Here is a 22336-nt window from a genome sequence, read left to right on the forward strand (position 1 = left end):
CGTGAATTTTACCTATCGGATTATTTAGCCCTTATAATAATTAATCAGACAACCTTTGAGAATAATCTCTCTTTCTGCGTCTGTCATATCTCCAAGTGTAAATGTGACTTCTTTCAATGTATCTCCGACTACATAAGCTTTGATCTCTGCATCTTTGTTTTCCACTGCTTTTCTGATTTCCGGTACAAAGATATAATCGCCATTTTTGAAGCTTAATTTCTTGTCGTCTTCTTTTGTGATAAATGGAAGCATTCCCCAGTTGATCAGATTGGAGCGATATCTTTTTGTCGCATATTCATTTGCAATATTCGCCCAGCCACCGAGCACCTTCTGACAGGAAGCTGCCTGCTCTCTTGCTGAACCGTCACCTGGTTTTACTGCAAAGATCGTACTTCCGACTCCGATATTTCCTTTTCCTGCTTCCGGATATTTCTCCTGGATCTTTGCCATAACCGGTTTTAATTCTTCCAATACCTCTAACGGACATTCGCCTGCTTCGATTGCTTTCTGTGCTTTCTGTACTTCCTTTGCACGTCCTACATATGCAGGATCTTTTCTGGAAAGTGCAAACTCTGCCAGTCCAAGTGGATTGGATCTGTAAGAAGATGTTTCTCCAGATGGGATCAGCTCATCTGTTGTTGTAACCGGATCGTGAATCTCTGATACAACTTTCAATACCAGATTCTCCGGAAGTGCTGACATTGCCGGCCAGTCTTTGATATTCGGTCCGAACTTGATCTTTGTATCCGGATCAGCCACACCATGACTGTCAAATACACGATTTGCATAAATCTTCTGGTCAAAGTGGTATTTCTGTCCCTTGTATTCTACGTCCATATCTGTTGCAGGTGTCAGGAAACCTTTATTTGCTGCTGTTGCTGCAATTGAACGGGCATCCATAAGTGCAACGGATGCAATCTGTCCACTCTGAAGCTTGGAACCTTCACGGTTCGGGAAGTTTCTTGTAGAGTGGCGAATAGAAAATGCGTTATTTGCCGGTGTATCTCCAGCTCCAAAGCATGGTCCGCAGAATGCTGTTTTTACAATTGTTCCTGCTTCCATAAGATCCGCAACTGCACCGTTTTTCACAAGTTCCATATAGATTGGTGTACTTGCCGGATATACACTAAATGTAAATTCATCTGAGCCAATGTAATGACCTTTTATGATGTCTGCTGCTGCGCAGATATTTTCAAATCCACCACCGGCACATCCTGCGATGATTCCCTGATCCACATAAAGTTTTCCATCAATCACTTTATCCTGAAGTGAATAATCCACCGCACCATCCAGGCTCACCAGTGCTTTCTGCTCTACATCGTGAAGCACGTCTTTCAGATTCTTACGCACTTCGTCGATTGTATATACATTTGACGGATGGAACGGCATTGCGATCATCGGACGTATCTCGCTTAAGTTCACATAGACCATACCATCATAATATGTAACTGCACCAGGATTCAGTTCTTTGTAATCTTCACTTCTGCCGTGGATCTCATAGAACTCCTTAATCTTATCATCTGTTTTCCAGATAGAAGACAGACATGTTGTCTCCGTTGTCATAACATCGATTCCGATACGGAAATCAGCACTTAACTTCTCCACACCTGGTCCGACAAATTCCATAACTTTATTGTTTACATAACCATTTGCAAATGTTGCACCTATAATTGCCAGTGCCACGTCCTGTGGTCCGACGCCTTTGACCGGCTCTCCGTCCAGATAAATTCCAATCACACCTGGCATCTTAATATCATATGTCTTATTCAGGAGCTGCTTTACAAGTTCCGGTCCGCCTTCACCCATAGCCATCGTTCCAAGTGCTCCATAGCGGGTATGGCTGTCGGATCCAAGGATCATCTTGCCGCCGCCTGCCAGCATCTCACGGGCAAACTGGTGAATAACTGCCTGATGCGGCGGTACATAGACACCGCCATATTTCTTCGCACAAGTCAGTCCAAACATGTGGTCATCTTCATTAATCGTTCCGCCGACCGCGCAGAGTGAGTTGTGACAGTTCGTCAATACATATGGAATTGGAAACTTCTCCAGTCCTGAAGCTCTCGCTGTCTGAATAATTCCGACAAATGTAATGTCATGAGATGTCAGCTTATCAAATTTGATCTGCAGTCTCTCCATATTGCCTGATGTATTATGAGCGTCCAGAATTCCATAAGCCATTGTCTGCGTTCTGGCTTCCTCCTTGGATACCTCACGGCCTGTCTTTGCCTTTACTTCTGCTTCGTCCGTAATGATCTCGGTGCCATTTACCAGATACGCACCGCCGTCATATAATTTCAACATGTCTAGTCCTCCTGATTACCTGTAATTATATTCTTCTTAATAATTACCTTTATTTCCAGATTGTATACATGTATATATTAGCACATCACATGACATATGTCCAACCATTTATTCACCCTTTTTCAAGAATAACTCTGTTGCTTTTTCAATCTCTTCTCCTGTCGCTTTCAGCAGCCTTTTTGCATCATTCATCGTTCCATTTCGCAGGCATTCCGCAATTGTTTCTAATCGTCCCGTCTCTATTCCCTTTTTCATTCCCTTTTTCATTCCCTTTTCTTCAATACCTTCTGATAAATTACACATATCATTCAACTCCTCCCTGATTTTTTCATCGACTGGAATATCTAACTCTTCATCTAAAAGCCGCACCTTTTCCTCTCCACTTAGTTTACTAGAGAATAATATATTTAAGAATTGATGTAATTCACTCTCAGTTTTGCTTTGAGACAGCTTTTGACTTGACTCGCAATCCAGTCCAATCATAATGAAATTAAATAAATCCTTCTTTCCAGGCCACTTATAATTTCCAACTAATGCATTGTCTGTTATATGAAAATGATTCAAACAATTTTTATTTACGCCCGGGCAAATCCATATGGAATATACCTTTACCATATCATCATAATTAGAATTTGTAAAATCTCTTTCTTTTTGTGAAGAAATCATTCTGCAAGTGTAAAATATAGCCCGATTCATCAAAGCATACCCCGGCGAACTATTCTTTTGAGCTTCTATATTCACAATAATCTGAGAAATTCCATCTTTCATTCGAACATAAAAAATAATATCAAAGCGAACAGCCCCTTCTTTTGTTTCCGTATTTTCCGTATTACTACCTTTAATTTTACTTTTCGGATTTTCCAACACTTGATTAGTCATTCCCGGTTCTACCGAAACCGTAGATACATATGGTTCTCCTTCAATCAAAGAAATGATATCTCTTGGATTCGCATCTTTAAATTCCGTTACTGTTCCTTTTAAAATATGTGCCAGAAAAATTTTGTTACTTAAAAGCTTTTTGGCATTCTCGTCATACTGCGCTTTCATGCCAATGGTTCCAATAATTTCTTTTGTATGTTTGTTCAATAATTATACTCCTTCCTGTACTCATAGTACAAACAACTTAATATAGTAACATTTTTTCTTCATGTCGGATTACTGTCTCGAAATCTGAAACACCGAAATGAGATACCTTACGGCTTAGAACTTTTTTAAATATAGAATCTTTTCTAAAAGTATTCATAGGATAACACAAAAGGAAAGATTTCGCAAGTGTTTCTCACGTAATCTTTCCTCTATTCTCTAAATTCTTCTCGTCTATTTTACACCATCACTTTTCGTTTTCCCAATAGTGCCATTTCTTCCACATTTTTTGTAGCATACAGTATCGTAACTCCGGTTCTCTCCTGCAATTCCACCAGCTCCTGAGTCAACTGATTATGAAATTTGGGACTTACATTGCGAAGCGGCTCATCCATAAGAATTACATCTGGTTCCAAAATCATGGCACGCGCCAGCGCGGTCCGATGTTTCCACAGATCTGACAAGTTTTTTACTTTTGCAAATCGGACTTCTACAAGATCCAGAAGTTCCATCACTTCCAGTGTCCGTTTTCCTATTTCTTTTTCATCTATGCCGCGAAGTCTTAAGCCCAGTTCTACATTTTCCAGAACTGTCATTCGCGGATACACAGTATAATTCTGAAAAATCATAGCAATTCCACGCTCCTCCGGTGGAAGACTGTTGACCAGCTTGTCTCCAATCCATATCTCTCCGTTTTTCACTTCATCAAGACCTGCGATCATGCGCATAACAGCACTTTTTCCACTCCCGGATGGGCCAGTCAATATTACAAATTCTCCGTCTTCAATCTGGAAATTTAAATCCTTTACTGCCTCATATCCATTCGGAAATGCGCGATCTACATGTTTTAATGTCAGACTTGCCATCTGATCAGCCCCTTTCTTTGTCTTCCCCTGACTACTGTAATTCAGGCTTTTTATCCATCATTACTTTTTTACAACAACGCCTGGTAAATGTCTCTCTTTCCGACTCCCCGGTCTTTCGCGACCATTTTCATTGCTTCTTTTTTCTGAATCCCCTGATCCATATAATAATCCATATGTTCCTGAATGGACATTTCTTCCCATTTCTGGCGTTCTTCTTCTATCTGTTCCTGACGGCTCTTACCCTCAATGACAAGCACGCATTCCCCTTTTGGTTCCTGCTCTTTATAATATTCCACTGCCGCACTGATCGTTGTTGCAAAGACGGTCTCATGCTTTTTCGTAAGCTCCCGGCAAATGCGGATTCTTCTGTCACCCAAGGTCGCAAGCAGAAGCTCTAATGTCCGGACCAGTCTGTGCGGTGCTTCGTAGATAATCATAGTTCTTGTCTCTTCCATCAGTTCGTTCAGCACTGCCTGTCGTTCTTTTTTATCTGTCGGAAGAAATGCTTCAAACGCGAATCTTCTTGTGGACAATCCGGAAATGGTCAGCGCTGTGATGCAAGCTGCTGCCCCCGGAACTGCTGTCACAGTGATTCCTGCTTCCTGACACATTGCCACCAGCTCCTCACCCGGATCGGAGATTCCCGGTGTTCCCGCATCCGTGATCAGTGCAATATCTTCACCATTTTCCAAGTGCTCAATCAACGTATGCGCTTTTGCAATCTTGTTATATTCATGATAACTGGTCATCGGTGTGTGAATATCAAAATGATTCAAAAGCTTAATGCTATTGCGGGTATCCTCTGCTGCGATCAGATCAACTTCTTTTAAAATACGGACACAGCGAAATGTCATGTCCTCCAGGTTACCGATCGGAGTTGCACACAGATATAATGTTCCTGACATATAATTCTCCTTTTATTTCATCCCGTACAATTTCAGTACTTCTTCCGTATACTCCCCGTCTTTCGTGTAGACTATAAGCGGCGGGTCTACGGCGAGGCGTGGTTTTCCGCCTTTGAGGCCTTCGATAAGAACCATGTTTGGCTCTTTGTCTGCATATGGGTGGACGAGACGCATGCGTTTCGGCTCGATTCCGTAATTGCACATTTTTGTAAAGATTTCCGGCAGGCGGAAAGGACGGTGCACCATGTAGAAACGTCCTTTCATTTTCAGTACTTTTGCACTTTCTCGCAGAAGATCATCTAATGTGCATAACGCTTCATGTCTTGCGATATACAAAGCCTCGTTATCATTTTTCAGACCGTGTTCTCCAATCATATACGGTGGATTGGATACAATGACTTCATACGAATCATTTCCAAATATGTGACTTGCCTCTTTGATATCACCGGTAACGATATCTATCTTGTTCTCCAGCCCGTTGTGTGCCACGCTTCTTCTTGCCATATCAGCACTTTCTTCCTGAACTTCCAGACCTGTATAATGAAGTCCCGGATTCTTTGCTTCCAGTAAAATCGGAAGAATTCCGGTTCCGGTCCCAAGATCCAGTGCTTGTTCCCCACGTTTTACTTTTGCATAGGAAGACAGAAGCACGGCGTCCATGCCAAAGCAGAACCGACCGGGCTTCTGTATAATCTCATAGCCCTTCACCTGGAGATCATCCAGGCGTTCATCGGGCTTCTTATTAGTCATCATTTAACTTGGAGGCGCCATTTTTCTCCTCCAGAGCTTTTAACTGTGCAAACTCCTCTTTCGAAAGCTTTGCATCTTTTTTCTTCTTTCTTGATTTGAATCTCAGCTCACCTGCCGGATATTCACGGATTTCTTTTTCATCGTTATCCAGCGTCACAATAACCTTTACAATCTGACGCAGTACGTGAACGGCCTGAACTTCACCATGAAGTCCTTCCGGCGTCGTCACATGATCTCCAACTCCCGGAAGCTGACGGTTCAGCTCTTCATAGGTCTCTTCTTCGTTAGTCAGACAGCACATCAGTCTGCCACAAACTCCGGATATCTTTGTCGGATTCAGAGACAGGTTCTGCTCTTTCGCCATCTTGATCGATACCGGTGCGAACTCAGACAGATACGTGTGACAGCAAAGTGGTCTTCCACAGATACCAATGCCTCCACGAATCTTCGTCTCATCACGGACACCAATCTGACGAAGCTCAATACGTGTACGGAACACGCTTGCCAGATCTTTTACCAGCTCACGGAAATCAATTCTTCCATCTGCGGTAAAGTAAAATAACACTTTATTATTATCAAATGTATACTCCGCATCTATAAGCTTCATTTCCAGACCGTGTTTACGAATCTTCTCTAAGCAGATGTTAAATGCTTCTTTTTCTTTTTCTCTGTTTTTCTCTTCTTTTTTGTAATCCTCTTCGTTTGCAATTCGAATCACAGATTTTAAAGGCTGTGTGATCTTGTCGTCTTCTACTTCTTTCGGACCTGTCACAACCTTTCCGAACTCAACACCGCGAGCCGTCTCTACGATGACACGGTCTTGGGGTTTAATCTCTAATTTCCCCGGTGAGAAAAAGTAGATCTTTCCCGCCTGACGGAATCTTACTCCGATTACTTTTGTCATAAATCTAGTTCTCCTTTATCGTCAGGAACAAAAGCTCCATGACCAGATCAAAGTTAACATTTGCTTTTAATCTGGCTTTTGCTTTGTCAAGGCTGTCCAGAATCGTCTCAATTCCTTCATAAGAACTGCGTCTTGCCTGCTCACGCATGCAGTCGATCTGATCTTTGAATACAACCTTATCTATTTCCCTTGTCGCTTTATATAACAAGACATCTCTGTACCATACCATGATCAGGTCAAGATAGTCGTTGATTTCAACTTTATAAAGAGTGCAGCGTTTCACTGCCTCCACAAGCTCACTGATATCCATCTCATTTATATGGCGCATCAGGTTCAGGACTTCGTCCTTGAGCTCATTAAAATGCTCGGAACCTGCCAGTTTGATAGCTTTCCCAAGGTTTCCCTGTGCAAATGCAGCGCAGACTTCAGCCTTGTAATCTGGTACTTCCATTCTCTCCATGAGATATTTTTTAATCAGTGCATCTTTGATGTAGCGAAGTTTTAACATGACACATCTGGAATTAATTGTCGGAAGCAATACGTCTGCATTTTCCGTCAGCAGAATAAATACTGCATACTGTGGCGGTTCTTCAATCGTCTTTAATAACGCATTCTGTGCCTGTACCGTCATAATATCAGCTTCCGGAATAATATAAACTTTATACGGACCCTGATATGGCTTGATCGCAACTGTATTATTGATCTGTGTGCGCACATCATCGACTCCGATGGATCCCGGCTTCTCATGTGTCACCCAGATAATATCCGGATGGTTATTCGATTCTGCTTGTACACAGGAATGACATTTATTACATGGTTCCGGTCCATGTTCTTCACATAAAAGTGCCATGGCAAATAACTTTGCCAGCATCTTCTTTCCGGTTCCGCGCTCGCCATTCACAATGTACGCCTGTGATACCCGATTCTCGGCAACTGCATTCTGCAAATATTGAATTACATCTCTGTGTCCTACTACATCTTTAAAACTTCCCATATCGTATGTCCTCTATAATTTCATCTAAGCATCTTTTTTGGTCATCATTGTAATAACGCTTCTTTATTCCCGCAGCTCTCAGATGCTCCTCGGAAAAATCTTCCGTATCTGCGAGAAATCTTCTGCACATCTCCGCGTAACGTGGCACTTCCTGCTGCCGCTCTCTCGTAAGTGCACGGTTCAGCCGCTCGCCGTCCTCTACTTCGATGTACACCGGAACAAGATACGCCGCTCCGTAATATTTCTTTAACTTTCCATAGGACTCCAGCGTTCCGATCATCAGATAGTCGGATTCTGCCAGATTGACCTGTCCATCTTCTATTGTAGCATATTTCCATGCTCCGTGAACAGTATTATAAGTACGAAGTTCAACAACCTTTCCCTGTCTCTCGAAAATATGCATCTGTTCATCTGTCACAAAATGGTATTCGACGCCTTCTCTTTCACCTTCCCGCTTCGGTCTGGTCGTGTAAAGCGTCACTGTCTGAAGCATCGGCAGCTCTTGCTTGATCTTCCGGAATAATGTATCTTTTCCAGATGAACTCTTGCCCATTATATAATATATCTTACCCATGCGTCCATACCTCTATGTATCCTTCTTTTTCTACTCCCTGTATCTCATATGTTCTTTCCATATACCATTGAAAATGTTCCCGGATCTGCGCTGTGATCCGTTCCCCCGGCACCAGCATCGGGATCCCCGGTGGATAGAGATACGCGTACTCCGCGGAAATGTAGCCTTCGCTCTGTGTCAATGGCACAACCTGAAACCCATCTGCCCCTGCGTCTTTCATGCTGATGACCTGCGCCGGTGAATAGATTACTTCCGCCTGTGGCAGATGTCCCGGTTCTATATCATAATTTTTTTCTTTCTTTTGCGACTTTTTGATTTCTTCCGGCACTATGTCTGAATCTACAGTGTTATAAGCCCCCTGTAAAGGTTTATATTTCTTATCCAACTCATAAATTGCTTTTATAAGCCGTTTCATTCCTTCATCGGTATCTCCGACCGAAGTCATGGCAATTACATAAGTCCCCGCGGCCATCTCCATTTGCAGGTGGTACTGATTTAATAAATCTTCCTGCAATTGAATACCTGTTGCTTCTGCACCATATGTATCCGCAAGTCCTTTCGTAAGTCCTGCTACTGATAATACAAGCTTTGACTTATCATAATGTTTGGTCTCTGCCAGCCGGATATGTTCACATTTTCCAAGTTCTTCTCTACATCTCTTCAAACGCTCCACATACGGGTCAAAAACTTCCTCGCAGTGATGATCCAGCATCTCCATGCACTGATCGATTCCCGCCATCAGAATATAAGACGGACTGCTGCTCTGTAACATATGCAGATATCGTCTCACCTTTTCCCGGTTCACCAGATTTCCATTCATGTGGAGAAGCGCTGTCTGGGTAAATGCCGGAAGTGTCTTGTGAACACTGTGGATCACAATGTCTGCGCCTTTTTGATTTGCATTTTCCGGAAAATAGGGATGAAAACCAAAATGAGCCCCGTGTGCTTCATCCACGATCAGCGGCAGTCCTTTTTCATGTGCGGCCTTTGCTATCTCGGCCACATCCGACACAATTCCATCGTAAGTCGGAGATACAATCATGACTGCTCGGATCTGTGGATACCGATTAAGGGCCCTCCTCACATCCTCTGCGGATATCTCAATATTCAACTGTAACTCTGAATCAAACCTAGGATAGAGATACACCGGATTCAACTCATTCATGTAGATTGCATGATAGACCGATTTGTGACAATTGCGCGCCACAAGAATCTGATCTCCTTTATTCGTCACACCCGCGATAGCACTCAGAATTCCAACTGTACTTCCATTTACCAGAAAATGTGTCTCATCTGCATGATAGATTCTGGCTGCCCGTTCCTGAGCCTCTTTCAGGATTCCTTCTGCGTGATGAAGATCATCAAATCCTTCAATCTCTGTAATATCTACAGTATAAGGATCCGCATCCCAGGACATATGCATCTTACGCTTATGTCCCGGCATGTGAAATCCATAATAGTCAGAATCGCTATACGCTTTTAATTTTTCGTATATCGTTGCCATTCTTATAATCTCTTAAGAAGTTCTTCTCTTTCTTTTTCGTATCCTGGTTTTCCAAGAAGTGCGAACATGTTCTTCTTGTAGCTCTCAACACCCGGCTGATTAAATGGATTTACTCCAAGAATATATCCGCTGACACCGCATGCGAACTCGTACATATAGAATAACTGTCCAAGTGACTTCTCGTCCTGCGCCGGAATTGTCACTTTCAGATTCGGAACCTGTCCGTCTGTATGTGCAAGAATCGTACCATTCATAGCACTCTTATTTACAAAATCCATTGTCTTGCCTGCAAGGTAGTTCAGTCCGTCCAGATCCACCGGCTCCTCACCGATTGTGATCTGCTCTGTCGGCTCCTCCACTTCCATAACAGTCTCGAACATAATTCTGCTTCCATCCTGAATGAACTGTCCCATAGAGTGAAGATCTGTTGTAAGGTCTACAGATGCAGGGAAGATTCCTTTCTTATCCTTGCCTTCACTCTCTCCGAAGAGCTGTTTCCACCACTCAGATACATAATGCAGGCTTGGCTCATAATTTGCCATGATCTCAACCGCTTTTCCCTTACGGAGCAGAATGTTACGTGTTGCTGCATAGAGCATTGCGTCATTTTCCTCAAATGGATTCTCAAGTGCGAATTTTCTTCCTTCTGCTGCACCTTCCATCAGCTTGTCAATATCAGCTCCGCTGACTGCGATCGGAAGAAGTCCAACAGCTGTCAGTACAGAGAAACGTCCTCCAACATCATCCGGTACTACGAACTCTTCGTATCCTTCCTCATCAGCAAGTCCTTTCAGAGCTCCACGAGCTTTGTCTGTTGTTGCATAGATTCTCTTAGCAGCCTCAGCTTTGCCATACTTCTTCTCCAGCATCTCCTTGAAAATACGGAATGCAATTGCAGGCTCTGTTGTTGTTCCGGATTTGGAAATGATATTAACTGAGAAATCTCTGTCTCCAATCACTTCAATCAGGTGTTTCAGATATGTACTGCTGATGCTGTTACCGGCAAAATAAATCTCCGGAGCTTTGCGGATCTCTTTTGATACTACATTATAAAAGCTGTGTCCAAGAAATTCGATTGCTGCTCTTGCGCCAAGATAAGATCCTCCGATACCGATTACTACCAGCACCTCTGAATCTGACTGGATCTTTGCAGCGGCTTTCTTGATTCTCTCGAACTCCTCTTTATCATAATCAACCGGAAGATCGATCCAGCCAAGGAAATCATTTCCTGCTCCCTCCCTTCCCAGGAGTTCAGCTTTCGCAGCCTCGGTAATCTTCTTCATAGATTCCATCTCATGTGCGCTGATAAACGCATCTGCCTTTGAATAATCAAATGTTACTTTACTTCCCATTGGACTCGTCCTCCTTATGCTACCTGTTACGTTCTAGTTCTTGTCTCGAAGAAATCTGTATAATTTTCTTCTTATAAATGTGACAGCTCACAGACAGTCCTTGTTTCACAAAACTAACTTTGAGCCGTTATCTATATTTTAACAAATCAGTCTCTTATTATCAAGCCATAAACTCCTCCAGGATTTCTCGGATACGCTGATTTCTGCTTGCCTCGTCCTGCGCCTTTGTCTCTTCCGATTCTATTGTTTTTTCTATTTTTTCTGTTTTACCTGGTTTTTGCGATATAGCTGTCTTTTTGACTTTCCGGTCATCTTCCACCTGCAGCGGTTCTGTCTTATACATCGCCCAAAGCAGACTGTCCATAGATCCAGGAAATTCCTGCTTTGGTTCCTGCTTCTTCTGATTCACAGATTCGTCTGGCAAGTTATCACCCTCTGCCCTTCCTGCATTTTCTGGCATTCTGGTATTCTTCACAATTCCTGTATTTTCTGGCATTCTGGTATTCTTCACAATTCCTGTATCTTTGGGCATTCTGGTATTCTCACCCATTTTCGCTTCTTCTGGCATTCTGGTATCCTTCGTCATTCCTGCATTTTCTTGTGTTCTGGCACTCTCCGCTATTCTCGCTTCTTCTGATCTTGCCTCTTCTGCCAAAACTTCTTTCTTGTATGTTTTTTCATAGCGATGCTGATAAATATTTTCCAAGTAATCTACCATATAATTTCGTACTGCCTCCAGCCGGTACTCCTCATCCGTCAGCATATGTACCAAGAATACGATTAACGCCAGCGCCACGCCAGTTCCGCCGATCATAGCTGTCTGCTCTGTCGCCCCTTTAATCCGATAACTTATGATTGCACCGACTCCGCCAAGAATCAGACAAAGTCCGGCACCCGCCATCTGTAACCGCCGCCATGCATGGAGCCTGACTCCACCAACCCGGTATTCATAGAGATACTTGTCCACAAATACGCCTACGTTTTCCACCTTTTCACTGATCATACAGGTGTGCTCGAATTTCGCCCGCACAAGCCGCATCAACGGATGATTACTCTTCCCCATACTTTCCGCTGCTGCCACCAGCTTCCTAAGTGTTCTTCCAACGACCACCTTTGACACAACTCCGGCAAATGCACTCATCCCCATCAGTACATAGATCACATGTCTGTCTAACATTAATTCTAACATGATAAAAGCCCTCCTTTTGGCACCAATTATAATGGATTTTCCAAAAGAAGGGCGAAAAACCGTTCCCCATAAAGCGACATCTGCACACCGCAGATTATGGTATTTTTTCTTATATTTTATCGAATCATTTATTCTCTGGTTTTAAATCATCGGGAGCAATTCCTTTACAAGTGCCACGCTGTGGGCAATTGCCTGTTTTTCAAACTCTGGATAGTCCATCGTTGCACTGTTGTCAGCTTTATCAGAAATTGCTCGAATGATGACATACGAAACTTTGTTAAGGTAAGCCGCGTGCGCAATTCCGGCTCCCTCCATCTCTGTGCAAAGAGCCTGAAAATTCTCCACGATACGTGCTTTCACTTCTCCGGAAGAAATGAACTGATCTCCACTTGCGACCCTTCCTGTAAATGTATGGATCTGCGGATTTGCTTTTTCATTTGCCTTCACTGCAAGCTCTACCAGATGCGGATCTGCCGGGAATGTGCGTGTATCCATTCTTGGCACCTGCCCGATTGCATCTCCAAATATGGTTGCGTCCATATCATGATGTACCGCATCTGTAGAAATCACCATATCACCAATGTCAATTCTTGCATCCAGGGATCCTGCAATACCTGTATTGATCAGCGTATCTACGCCAAATTTATCCACCAGGATCTGCGCGCAGATTGCCGCATTAACTTTACCGATTCCACTTCTTACGACAACCGCGTCCTTCCCACAAAGAGTTCCTTTATAAAATGTCATGGAAGCAAACTCTGTCACTTTAGCATCTGCCATCTCACTTTTCAGAGCTACAACTTCCTCTTCCATTGCTCCAATAATACCTATCATCCGATTTTCCTCCTGCTATGCATTTTTACTGTGCGATTCCCGCACATTTCCTTTATCCGACTGCCTTTTTCGCTATCATTACAAACATTTCCTGTTATCCTGTACATTATCCCCTACCCCATGCACAAATGTCAAGCATTGATGCTCTTTACTGTACCTGTGCATTCCTCTATGTACTCTTTTTCATATTATTGGAAATCTTAATTTTTCTTTACAAGTAGATTCTTCTCTGTTAGAATGGCTTCTGATATTCATATATCTGGTATAACACATAGGAGGGTATTTAACATGGATTATAAAACACATGGTGTCTGTTCCAGCATGATTCACGTAGAGCTGGACGGCGATAAAATTAAAGATGTAGATTTTGTAGGTGGATGCAACGGTAATCTTCAGGGAATCTCAAGCCTTGTAAAAGGAATGAAAGTGGAAGATGCCATCGAAAGACTTTCCGGAATCAAATGCGGTTCCAAAGCAACTTCCTGCCCGGATCAGCTTGCCAAAGCGCTCCGCGAAGCAATCGCTCAGTAAATTGATTCAATTGCAAAGTAAGTCACATGGAAAAGGACACGCAGCTTTTAATAGCTTGCGTGTCCTAAAACTAAACTTACCTAAACTTACTTCTCTTGATTGTTATAATATTTTTTCTTTTAAATTTTCTTTGAACTGTCTCCAGTTCCTTCGCCCTTCCAAAGCCCTGCGAACCAACGTAAGGGCCATGAAATATGTAGATTGCTGTGGAAGAGCGTCTAATTGTTTCAATATTCAGTTGTTATAAAATTTCTAAAGTATTATGATCCAACCTACTAACTTTACCCGAAATTTGTTTTTCCCATCATTATAATGGCCTTGCCCACTAATCTGATTGTAATTATAAATTTGTTAAATTCTTTTTCTTTTCTACAAAATCTTACTTATGGTTCCTCAATGTAAACTCCATCTGTGAAACTGCTGCTCACATCATCATTAGCAGAATGAACACATCTTACACGATAGTAATAATCGCCTTCTACATCTACATATTTTTTAGATGATGCACGATCAGCATTTTCATTAAATTTCTGCCAAGAGTCATAAAAAGTCCACTCGGTATCCTCTTCTTTTGCACGCTCAATGATAACACTTATTCCCACGCGATCTACTATACGTTCTGCCAGTGTTGTGCCTCCGGCATAGATTTCTCCTGGTCCTATTCTCACAATTTTAGAATATCCAGTTAAAAGATCCTCGCCTCTGGCAACTTTTTGATTATAGCCGATGGATTCTGCATCTGTTGTAAGTTTTGATCCGTCGATCACCTTCACGCTAGATGCCGCTTGAGTATCCGTCGATACACCAAAGCTCAATCCTAAAGCCATAGCAACTACACAGCATATGGACATACATCGTTTCATTTATCTACCTCCCATCTCTCTCCATTTAGGGTTCCCTATATAATAGACACATGAGTTGCAAAAAACTGACGCATTTTCTTATGAAAAATGTAAATTTTTTAAAATATTTTCTATTTCTTCTTTTGTTAGCTCTCCAGATAGACTGTAATACAATTTTTTATATTCAAATTCTGCTACATACCTATTTCTTTCTGTCTCAGGAGTTTCATATCCCGTCACCTCTATATCTGCAATTTTTACTTGTTTACAATGATACTGCTCTATTTTCTTATCTTCATTATCATATCCCCATGACACTTCTCCATAAGATGCACTAACAAAATATTCAACTTTTTTCCCGTTATATTGAAAATCTAATTCTGCCACTTGGATTTCTGGATCTAATTCCATTTTTTTAAATTTCATATTCGTCGGACGCCAAATAATTCTTACTGGCTCGATTCCAAATTCATCAGCTATCTTCTCATAAGCTAATTCTTCATCCTCTTCCTCGATAATCTTATTTTTATCGCTAGAATTGACTTTGGATACTTGTCTACCACCTACGGAGCTTTTTACAAACTGCAACATTCTCTCTGGTCCGCCAAAGCTTGTCATTCCAACTGCCATTACGAGAATCAGCACTGCTGCCAGCGCTACAATTCTACGGATATTGCGTTTCTTCCGGCGCATTGTATAGATTTTCTTCTCCTCGCTCTGATTCTTCAACATCTCCCGTCCAAGGCGAAGTGCTTCCTGGTCTTCTTCTGAGAGTTTCGCATATGCATCTGTCCGTTTCATATCTTCAGAACGCTTTTCACGCTCACGGATTTTTTGATCCAATGCATTTTTCATGCGGATCTTCAGCTCATTTGGGATCTCTTCATTATCGTTAAGTCCGACTTCTTCTTCAATCTGTTTCGCTTCTTTATTCAATTGATCTTTTAGGATTTCTTTCAACTGATCTTTCTTTTCACTCATAATCTACCTCTTAACGAAATCTATCCTCTCTTTCTCTTGACCAAATCTCTCGGGAACGTATAATATAATTATATGCCAAAGTTGAAAATCTTTCACTGTTTCGTAAAGTGTATACGAAGCAGAATCATCCGTACGGCATTCTTATTGTAACATATATTATCGAAAGGAGCTTTTTATGAAACGTATTATCTTAACCGGCGGCGGTACTGCCGGTCATGTTACACCTAACATTGCCCTGTTACCACGTCTTAAAGAATTACAATACGACATCCACTATATCGGCTCATATAACGGAATTGAGAAGGAACTTATCTCTCAATTCGGTATACCATATCATGGCATCTCAACCGGTAAACTCAGACGTTATTTCAGCGTCCAGAACTTCACAGATCCATTCCGCGTTATCAAGGGAATGGGTGAAGCACGTAAACTGATTAAGATTCTGGAGCCTGATGTTATATTTTCCAAGGGAGGTTTTGTCTCTGTACCAGTAGTCCTTGCCGGCAAGGGACAACATGTACCAGTCATTATCCACGAATCTGATATGACTCCGGGTCTTGCCAACAAGATTTCCATTCCTTCTGCAACGAAGGTCTGCTGCAACTTCCCGGAGACATTATCTTCTCTCCCGGCAGGCAAGGCTGTTCTCACCGGATCTCCGATCCGTCAGGAACTTTTAAGCGGAGATAAGTACCGCGCCAGAGAATTCCTTCACTTCACTTCCGACAAACCGGTCATTCTGGTTGTCGGCGGAAGCCTCGGTGCCGTTGCCGTGAACAATGCCATCCGTGCGATTCTCCCGGAACTTCTGAAAAACTTCCAGGTCATTCACTTATGTGGCCGCGGCAAGCTCGATCCTTCTTTGAACGGAACGGAAGGCTACGCACAGTTCGAATATATCAAAGAAGAATTACGTGACCTCTTCGCACTGACCGACATTGTAATCTCCAGAGCCGGAGCCAATGCTATCTGCGAGCTTCTCGCCCTGCACAAACCAAATCTTCTGATTCCGCTGTCTGCCAATGCAAGCCGTGGTGATCAGATTCTCAACGCCCGTTCTTTCGAGCGTCAAGGATTCAGTATGGTGCTTGAGGAAGAAGAACTTACGAACGAAACACTTCTCAGTGCAGTTCATGATCTCTATGATAACCGCGAGAAATACATCAATGCAATGAAGCATTCTTCCCAGCAGGATTCTATCGATACCATCATTGATCTGATCGAATCGGTAACTGCTTAGATACTTACAAAACTATCTGATTCTGACGCAGATATCTGATAGCAGAAAACAGGTGTCATATCCGGCACCTGTTTTTTATTTGCCATCCAGTTGGTGAAACTGTTCTTCGTAGTGCTTCTTAATCCATTGCTTTGCCCTGTATAATGTACTATACAGCGTATCCACAGATATCCCCATTTTGTCTGCAACTTCTTTTTGTGGTTTATCCAAAGTATATGAAACGGTAACTGCCTCATACCATCTTGAATTTTTCTCATATAGATCTGCAAAGATCGTATCGTGTAGCTCGCGGCATTCTTTCTGGCGAAGCACTTCTATGAGTTGAGCATCCAGTCCTTCTGACGAATATGGCACCTCCTGCTCCGGAACCTCTTCCATCGGCGTCTCCCATTTACTATCTCTTAGATAGTTCTTTGCCATATTCTTTGCGGTAGTGATCAGCCATGCAGGCACGGACTCCATACATATATCTCCCAGGTTGTCGTATAATTTCAGGAAAACTTCCTGCACAATCTCTTCTGCCACATAGTGATCTTCGACGTAGTACAATGCCGTTCGGTACACTTTACTTACATTTTCTTTGTAAAGCCTGTCGATTTCAGCTTTCTTTACATCTTCAGATTCCACCATTTAATTTCCATCACTTTCAAGTTTATAATTTAGACAGAATATCCTGCTTATCCTCTTCGGTAAGCTCGCCCATCTTCCAGCCAAGTCCAACTTCGTCACCTTTATAACGCGGAATCATATGTAAATGGAAATGGAATACAGTCTGTCCTGCTGCTTCGTTATTATTCTGCACGATATTGTACCCGTCACAGTGTAAGATGCCTGTAAGCTTTGTGATCATTTTCTTAGCCAGCACCATAACTTTTGCAGCCTTATCATCGTCCAACTCATACAAATTGGCATAGTGTTCTTTTGGAATAATCAGTGCATGTCCTTTCGAAGCCGGGCTGGCATCCAGAATCACGCGGAAATCTTCATCTTCATACAATGTTGCTGTAGGAATTTCTCCATTTGCCAGTTTACAAAAAATGCAGTTATCATCTTTCATTTTCATGTCCTTCTTTCCTTTAAAAAGTCATTTTAAAAATTGTTGATTATTTTATCCGCCAATGCTACACTATGAAAAAATAAATTCATAAAGGGCGGTAATCATTATGTTCACAGAATCTGATTATGAAAAATTACACCAGATCATGGCAGAAAGTCCTGAGAAAGAAGAGCTTCTCACTAGACTTCTTCACTCCCACCGTATGGATATCAGTACCATCAGCCATGAGATTCGCAACCCGCTGACTCTTATATACAGTACCTTACAGATGATCGAAGCATCCAATCCGGAAGTTCTGAATATCCGGCACTGGTCAGACTTGCATAGCGACATCGAATATATGAAACAACTACTGGAAGAGCTATCAGCATACAACAACGGTCAACGTCTGTCACCTTCTTCGACAGATTTCGACATCTTCCTCAAGAAAATTTCCTTATCCTTTGCTTCCTCCATCATTGAAACCGATATTGAATTTATCTCCCGGATAGAGCCGGGACTCCCTGTTATGCCTGCAGATTCCATCAAACTTCGGGAAGTTCTTCTGAATCTTCTTGGAAATGCGCGCGATGCAGTACTGATTCAACAATCTACATGCTCTAATCATCTTGATTCTGCCTGTAATTGTGAAAGTAACAGATCTTTGGATACCGGCAAAGCACTTACCTATTCTCCGCAAATTCACTTTCACGCATGGAAAGAGCATTCAAATCTGATTATCTCCATCTCCGATAACGGCTGTGGTATTGCACCAGAACATCTATCTTCAATCTTCGAACCATTTGTCACGTACAAATCGTCCGGAACAGGCTTAGGCCTACCACTTTCTCGCCGAATTATCGAAGCACATGGCGGAACACTGACTGTCCACTCAGAACCAGATTTGCCGGACTGCCAGCTAAAAACTACATTCACCCTTACAATTCCAATCCCTTAAAATATTTTTAATAATGTTTCGGCTTATGTTTCCAATATGTGAGTACCGCCAGTAAAAACCCGGATACCAGCCCGCCAATGTGGGCTGCGTTATCCACCCCTTGTGCGGTGAATCCATAATAGAGACTTAAGCCTGCCATCAGAACAAGTCCTCTTGTTGAAATCTCTCCGACTCGTCCATGATTACGGATTGCAACATAAAGAAGTGCTCCCACAATTCCAAAGATTGCTCCGGAAGCACCTGCTGATACCGCATAGCTTCCCTGACTCACATCAAACCATGCCGATACGAGATTTCCCATCAGTCCGCTTCCAAGATAAATGAGCAGAAAACGGATCTTTCCAATCTCTGGTTCCAGGCTGTAACCGATGACCAACAGCATCACCATATTGTTCATTAGATGACTGAATCCAAAATGCAAAAACATACTGGTGATCAGTGTATAATATCGTTCTCCGTTCATGAGATATGGAACATACATTGCTCCGTGTTCCATCATAAATGCGGAATCCTCAGTCATACCCATAAAAGACAGTCCGAGGAAGATCAGAACATTCGCTGCTGCGATTGCAATTGTACAAATTGGTAATTTCTTGTAATTTCTCATAGGAAAATTCTCTCATTAATTTTCTGTAATGTCAACGCTATTCTGCAAGATTTTACTCTTCAAACTCTACAATCAGATAGTATCCTCTGTCCGTATGTTGTATTTCTTTGATCACGCCCTGTTTTTCATGAATACGCTCGGATGTCTTGTAAATTCCGGACATTGCAACTGCCGGTTCCACTACATAAGTAAACAGGTTCGTATTCGGACTTCTCTCTGTTACTTCCACCTGCTGGCCTTCTTCCACCAGCCCCTGTCTTTCCATTTTAAACCGTTCCTGTCTCACGACAAACCGCCTCCTGTCTCTGATATTCCAGCCGGGATTTTTTTCCGGCATCATTCCTGTCAGTACAGTATAACACTAGAGATCTTCTTCTTCAATATACAGCCCGTCCCAGTCTCCCCACTTTGGTTTTCTGCGTCTGTGAAGAAAACGCTTCATCGGTGTCCACAGGTTTTCTGTCTCACGGAGTATCGTACTTCCCATTTCCTGGCTTGCGATCCAGTCATGTTCTGTCCGGTCAAAATATGTGCTTCCTTCCTTTTCTTCCTCTGCTCCAAAGTCTGTATTTTTATCCTCTGCCAAAACATTTTCTTCCTCTTCTTTTACACACTCTTTTATAATCTGTTCCAGACTGTAATTTTCTTTCATAGTCTCTTTATGCAAAAGGAACACGATCTGGACACATTCTTTATCCTGATAATCTGCACATTTCACCAGATATTCGCTCAGATGGTGAAATCCTTCCCACAGACTTTTTTCTTTCGGTGGATAATAACAAAAATAATACTTTTCTTCTGTGTAAAAAATATACTCCGGATCCATCAGAATACAATTCACATTTAGAAGATACCTTTCTACTTCTTTCACGACACGCAAAATAGATTTTAGCAATATTTTTATTTCTTCTCCACTCATCGTATGCTTTTCATAGAGCGCTTTCATGGACACTTTTCCACTCACATCATAATCATAACAGCTTTTGTCATCCATTCCCCGTCCATGCATTTCCAGCAGTCCTTCCACCTGATTTTCTTCCAGCATTTTATTTTGATAGTCCTCTGTATAAGGGACTGACTCTTCTATCGTAATCTTACGTTCCATTGACGAACTCCTTTATTTTCTTAATATCCCGAAGCTTTTTCTCCGGTTCTGTAATTGCCGCACGTTTTTCCACACTGACTTTCATCTTCCTCCATGTTCCCTGTGCCCGGACACAGACTTCATCTCCTTCCACCGTAACCTGTCCCTGGATTGTAGATAATAGGATACACTTTCCATTCACGCGACTTTGAAAAAGTGTTTCCAGTTCCGCCGCATCTGTCCCGCTTTTATCTCCAGTTCCGGTCTGTGAACCCGGTTTTTCTCTCGCCTTATTGCTTCCAACTACCGCTGTCTCATAAGCTGCTCCCGCAATTATATTCTTGTCATGGTAATAAAAAAATGCATAGATACTGCTCATGACCAGCAACATAATGATTGGCATTAAGAATGACATCTCTACTGTATAACCTCTCACGCTGCACCTCCCTGCTCTGCCAGCATCAGAATATATCCAAGAGTCAAAAATGGAAAAAATGGCATCGTCTTCACCCGCCCGCGAAATGCCAATATCACCGAACAGACTCCACTTGTAAAAAATGCTGCTGCCAGCACTCCCACAACTTTCCAAAACCCCAGATATCCTCCAAGAATCATAATTGCCACGCTGTCCCCATAACCGATTGCTTCTTCTGTCACTTTACTGACAAGAAGGAACAGCACTCCCACTCCGATTCCTGCACAGATTCCAACAAGATTCTCTACATTTGTCTGTTCCATCTTTTCCAGGAACACTCTGATCCGATAAAAGTCCACTATTTTCCAGATGACTGTCAATATTCCCCACAATGTCAGAACTCTTCTGGAAACTTTTTTATTTCTAATATCTGACACAGACAGCCCGGTTAGAATTAACAGCACAACTATATCTACCATTCTATTTATATTTCCCACATCTTGTACCTCTTCTCATTCTACTTATCATTCCTGGCATTCTACTTTCCACCACATTTTGAGCACGCGCGCTTTCCCGGTACTTCAGAAATTCTCGCTGTATATACGGTACGCTTTAATCCGCTGCATGTCAGTGAATTATGATACCGGTCACCCTGATCAGTAATATACACACTTCCACCCATACTGCTGCCATGAACACATTTCTCACAGGCATGATACTTTCCGCCACTTTCATTGCGAAGGCTATTAAGTTCCGATGACGCCGCCGCATGGATCGACAGGTCCAGATGCGTGCAATGTGGATTTTTGTGATAGACAACTCCTGTATCCGTTACATATACAATCTGATCATCTTCTTCACCAAACCCTCCTGCCTCATAGCCGGTCCATGCCTTGATCCTCATAGTTTCCTTATAAGAAATCGGCGCTATAGAAAAGCCCGGAACCGGAATCCGCACCTGATAAGATGCCTGAATTTCTCCAATTCCCGTAAACGGCGACAAATAAGATTGATTGCAATTAATTCCTGAGCTGCCACCTTCTACAATGCTTCTCTCTAACCGTTCTGCTCCAATAGAATTTACAACATCACGTTCCAGATTTGACGGAATCACTGCCGGGACTTCTACTGCCTGCACTGCAAGCTTCTTTCCCGCTTCCTGAAGTCCGCTTCGCACAGCCGTCTGCACGGATAACAACTCCAGCAGTAATACCAATGCCAGCGTCGCAAAAAAGAAGATTGGTACTGCCATGGCAGCCTCCACGGTAATGCTTCCTTTTTTTCGGGTGGATGCAGATGCCCTTCCTGTATGCTTGGATTTGTATATGCTGGATAATAAAGGGATATCTTTATCTGAGTTCATCGAATCTTTCTCCTTTCATT

25 protein-coding genes are annotated in these 22336 nt (G+C 42.4%); 3 read left to right on the top strand and 22 right to left on the bottom strand.

All coding sequences use genetic code 11. The annotated features are described in order from the left end of the window. Positions 1-24: 24 nt before the first annotated feature. The 12 genes from NQ560_RS14625 to NQ560_RS14680 all read right to left on the bottom strand — a co-directional run bounded on the left by NQ560_RS14625 (position 25) and on the right by NQ560_RS14680 (position 13259). On the bottom strand, positions 25-2304 hold the full coding sequence (locus NQ560_RS14625) for a hydratase (protein ID WP_005335062.1): 2280 nt from the start codon (positions 2302-2304) through the stop codon (positions 25-27). A 108-nt stretch (positions 2305-2412) separates the two neighbouring features. Beyond that, positions 2413-3231, bottom strand: coding sequence for an Rpn family recombination-promoting nuclease/putative transposase (locus NQ560_RS14630; protein WP_227087083.1), 819 nt, complete (start codon positions 3229-3231; stop codon positions 2413-2415). 395 nt (positions 3232-3626) lie between these two features. Continuing rightward, positions 3627-4253 (bottom strand): ABC transporter ATP-binding protein, encoded by a 627-nt coding sequence (locus tag NQ560_RS14635; RefSeq protein ID WP_005335055.1) that lies wholly within the window; start codon positions 4251-4253, stop codon positions 3627-3629. Positions 4254-4321: 68 nt separating this feature from the next. Further along, positions 4322-5158, bottom strand: coding sequence for a 16S rRNA (cytidine(1402)-2'-O)-methyltransferase (gene rsmI, locus NQ560_RS14640; protein WP_005335054.1), 837 nt, complete (start codon positions 5156-5158; stop codon positions 4322-4324). A gap of 12 nt (positions 5159-5170) precedes the next feature. Then, positions 5171-5911, bottom strand: coding sequence for a tRNA1(Val) (adenine(37)-N6)-methyltransferase (locus NQ560_RS14645; RefSeq protein ID WP_005335053.1), 741 nt, complete (start codon positions 5909-5911; stop codon positions 5171-5173). Further along, entirely contained in the window at positions 5901-6812 is a 912-nt protein-coding gene (locus NQ560_RS14650; protein WP_005335051.1) for a PSP1 domain-containing protein, read from the bottom strand. The genes NQ560_RS14645 and NQ560_RS14650 overlap by 11 nt, the downstream gene beginning before the upstream one ends. Positions 6813-6816: 4 nt before the next feature. Then, positions 6817-7806, bottom strand: a complete 990-nt coding sequence (holB, locus tag NQ560_RS14655) for a DNA polymerase III subunit delta' (RefSeq protein WP_005335050.1) — start codon at positions 7804-7806, stop codon at positions 6817-6819. After that, positions 7793-8380, bottom strand: coding sequence for a nucleoside/nucleotide kinase family protein (locus NQ560_RS14660; RefSeq protein ID WP_005335048.1), 588 nt, complete (start codon positions 8378-8380; stop codon positions 7793-7795). Before NQ560_RS14660 ends, holB begins: the two co-directional genes overlap by 14 nt. Then, positions 8373-9884, bottom strand: a complete 1512-nt coding sequence (locus NQ560_RS14665) for an aminotransferase class I/II-fold pyridoxal phosphate-dependent enzyme (RefSeq protein ID WP_005335047.1) — start codon at positions 9882-9884, stop codon at positions 8373-8375. Before NQ560_RS14665 ends, NQ560_RS14660 begins: the two co-directional genes overlap by 8 nt. A gap of 2 nt (positions 9885-9886) precedes the next feature. Then, positions 9887-11236 carry a glucose-6-phosphate isomerase gene (locus tag NQ560_RS14670; protein ID WP_005335044.1) on the bottom strand — a complete coding sequence of 450 codons (1350 nt, stop codon included), beginning with the start codon at positions 11234-11236 and terminating at the stop codon, positions 9887-9889. A 160-nt stretch (positions 11237-11396) separates the two neighbouring features. Continuing rightward, the gene (locus NQ560_RS14675) at positions 11397-12425 is read right to left on the bottom strand and encodes a hypothetical protein (protein ID WP_005335040.1); all 1029 of its coding nucleotides are present in this window, start codon (positions 12423-12425) and stop codon (positions 11397-11399) included. Between the two features lie 141 nt (positions 12426-12566). Beyond that, entirely contained in the window at positions 12567-13259 is a 693-nt protein-coding gene (locus tag NQ560_RS14680) for a 5'-methylthioadenosine/adenosylhomocysteine nucleosidase (RefSeq protein WP_005335039.1), read from the bottom strand. A gap of 288 nt (positions 13260-13547) precedes the next feature. On the opposite strand from NQ560_RS14680, the gene NQ560_RS14685 reads away from it, so the two are divergent. Continuing rightward, positions 13548-13790, top strand: coding sequence for a TIGR03905 family TSCPD domain-containing protein (locus NQ560_RS14685; RefSeq protein ID WP_040015626.1), 243 nt, complete (start codon positions 13548-13550; stop codon positions 13788-13790). Positions 13791-14173: 383 nt separating this feature from the next. Here the strand turns inward: NQ560_RS14685 and NQ560_RS14690 are convergent, their stop codons facing one another. Together NQ560_RS14690 and NQ560_RS14695 are read right to left on the bottom strand one after the other, a co-directional pair. Then, positions 14174-14653, bottom strand: a complete 480-nt coding sequence (locus NQ560_RS14690) for a DUF6147 family protein (RefSeq protein ID WP_040015625.1) — start codon at positions 14651-14653, stop codon at positions 14174-14176. A 78-nt stretch (positions 14654-14731) separates the two neighbouring features. Further along, on the bottom strand, positions 14732-15613 hold the full coding sequence (locus tag NQ560_RS14695; RefSeq protein WP_005335032.1) for a DUF4367 domain-containing protein: 882 nt from the start codon (positions 15611-15613) through the stop codon (positions 14732-14734). Positions 15614-15788: 175 nt separating this feature from the next. Between NQ560_RS14695 and NQ560_RS14700 the strand changes: the two genes are divergently transcribed. After that, positions 15789-16853: an undecaprenyldiphospho-muramoylpentapeptide beta-N-acetylglucosaminyltransferase gene (locus NQ560_RS14700; protein ID WP_005335030.1), complete on the top strand. Its 1065-nt coding sequence runs from the start codon at positions 15789-15791 to the stop codon at positions 16851-16853. Positions 16854-16928: 75 nt separating this feature from the next. On the opposite strand, the gene NQ560_RS14705 is transcribed toward NQ560_RS14700, so the two are convergent. Together NQ560_RS14705 and NQ560_RS14710 are read right to left on the bottom strand one after the other, a co-directional pair. Next, complete coding sequence (locus NQ560_RS14705; protein WP_005335029.1) at positions 16929-17483, bottom strand: RNA polymerase sigma factor; 555 nt, start codon at positions 17481-17483, stop codon at positions 16929-16931. Positions 17484-17505: 22 nt separating this feature from the next. Then, positions 17506-17916 (bottom strand): HIT family protein, encoded by a 411-nt coding sequence (locus tag NQ560_RS14710; RefSeq protein WP_005335028.1) that lies wholly within the window; start codon positions 17914-17916, stop codon positions 17506-17508. Positions 17917-18016: 100 nt separating this feature from the next. Here NQ560_RS14710 and NQ560_RS14715 point away from each other — a divergent pair, with 100 nt between their 5' ends. Continuing rightward, the gene (locus NQ560_RS14715) at positions 18017-18847 is read left to right on the top strand and encodes a sensor histidine kinase (RefSeq protein ID WP_005335026.1); all 831 of its coding nucleotides are present in this window, start codon (positions 18017-18019) and stop codon (positions 18845-18847) included. Between the two features lie 7 nt (positions 18848-18854). Here NQ560_RS14715 and NQ560_RS14720 read toward each other — a convergent pair whose 3' ends face one another. The 6 genes from NQ560_RS14720 to NQ560_RS14745 form a co-directional block, all read right to left on the bottom strand. Further along, positions 18855-19454: a rhomboid family intramembrane serine protease gene (locus NQ560_RS14720; RefSeq protein ID WP_005335024.1), complete on the bottom strand. Its 600-nt coding sequence runs from the start codon at positions 19452-19454 to the stop codon at positions 18855-18857. Positions 19455-19506: 52 nt separating this feature from the next. Then, positions 19507-19740 carry a hypothetical protein gene (locus tag NQ560_RS14725; RefSeq protein ID WP_040015624.1) on the bottom strand — a complete coding sequence of 78 codons (234 nt, stop codon included), beginning with the start codon at positions 19738-19740 and terminating at the stop codon, positions 19507-19509. 75 nt (positions 19741-19815) lie between these two features. Next, positions 19816-20559 (bottom strand): DUF6382 domain-containing protein, encoded by a 744-nt coding sequence (locus tag NQ560_RS14730; RefSeq protein WP_005335017.1) that lies wholly within the window; start codon positions 20557-20559, stop codon positions 19816-19818. Continuing rightward, positions 20549-20974: a TadE family protein gene (locus NQ560_RS14735; RefSeq protein ID WP_005337518.1), complete on the bottom strand. Its 426-nt coding sequence runs from the start codon at positions 20972-20974 to the stop codon at positions 20549-20551. The genes NQ560_RS14730 and NQ560_RS14735 overlap by 11 nt, the downstream gene beginning before the upstream one ends. Further along, positions 20971-21450, bottom strand: a complete 480-nt coding sequence (locus NQ560_RS14740) for a prepilin peptidase (RefSeq protein ID WP_147567789.1) — start codon at positions 21448-21450, stop codon at positions 20971-20973. Before NQ560_RS14740 ends, NQ560_RS14735 begins: the two co-directional genes overlap by 4 nt. Positions 21451-21491: 41 nt before the next feature. Beyond that, entirely contained in the window at positions 21492-22316 is an 825-nt protein-coding gene (locus NQ560_RS14745; protein WP_005335011.1) for a hypothetical protein, read from the bottom strand. Between the last annotated feature and the right edge of the window lie 20 nt (positions 22317-22336).

It is taken from the genome of Dorea formicigenerans, from assembly GCF_025150245.1.
Lineage (GTDB): Bacteria > Bacillota > Clostridia > Lachnospirales > Lachnospiraceae > Dorea > Dorea formicigenerans.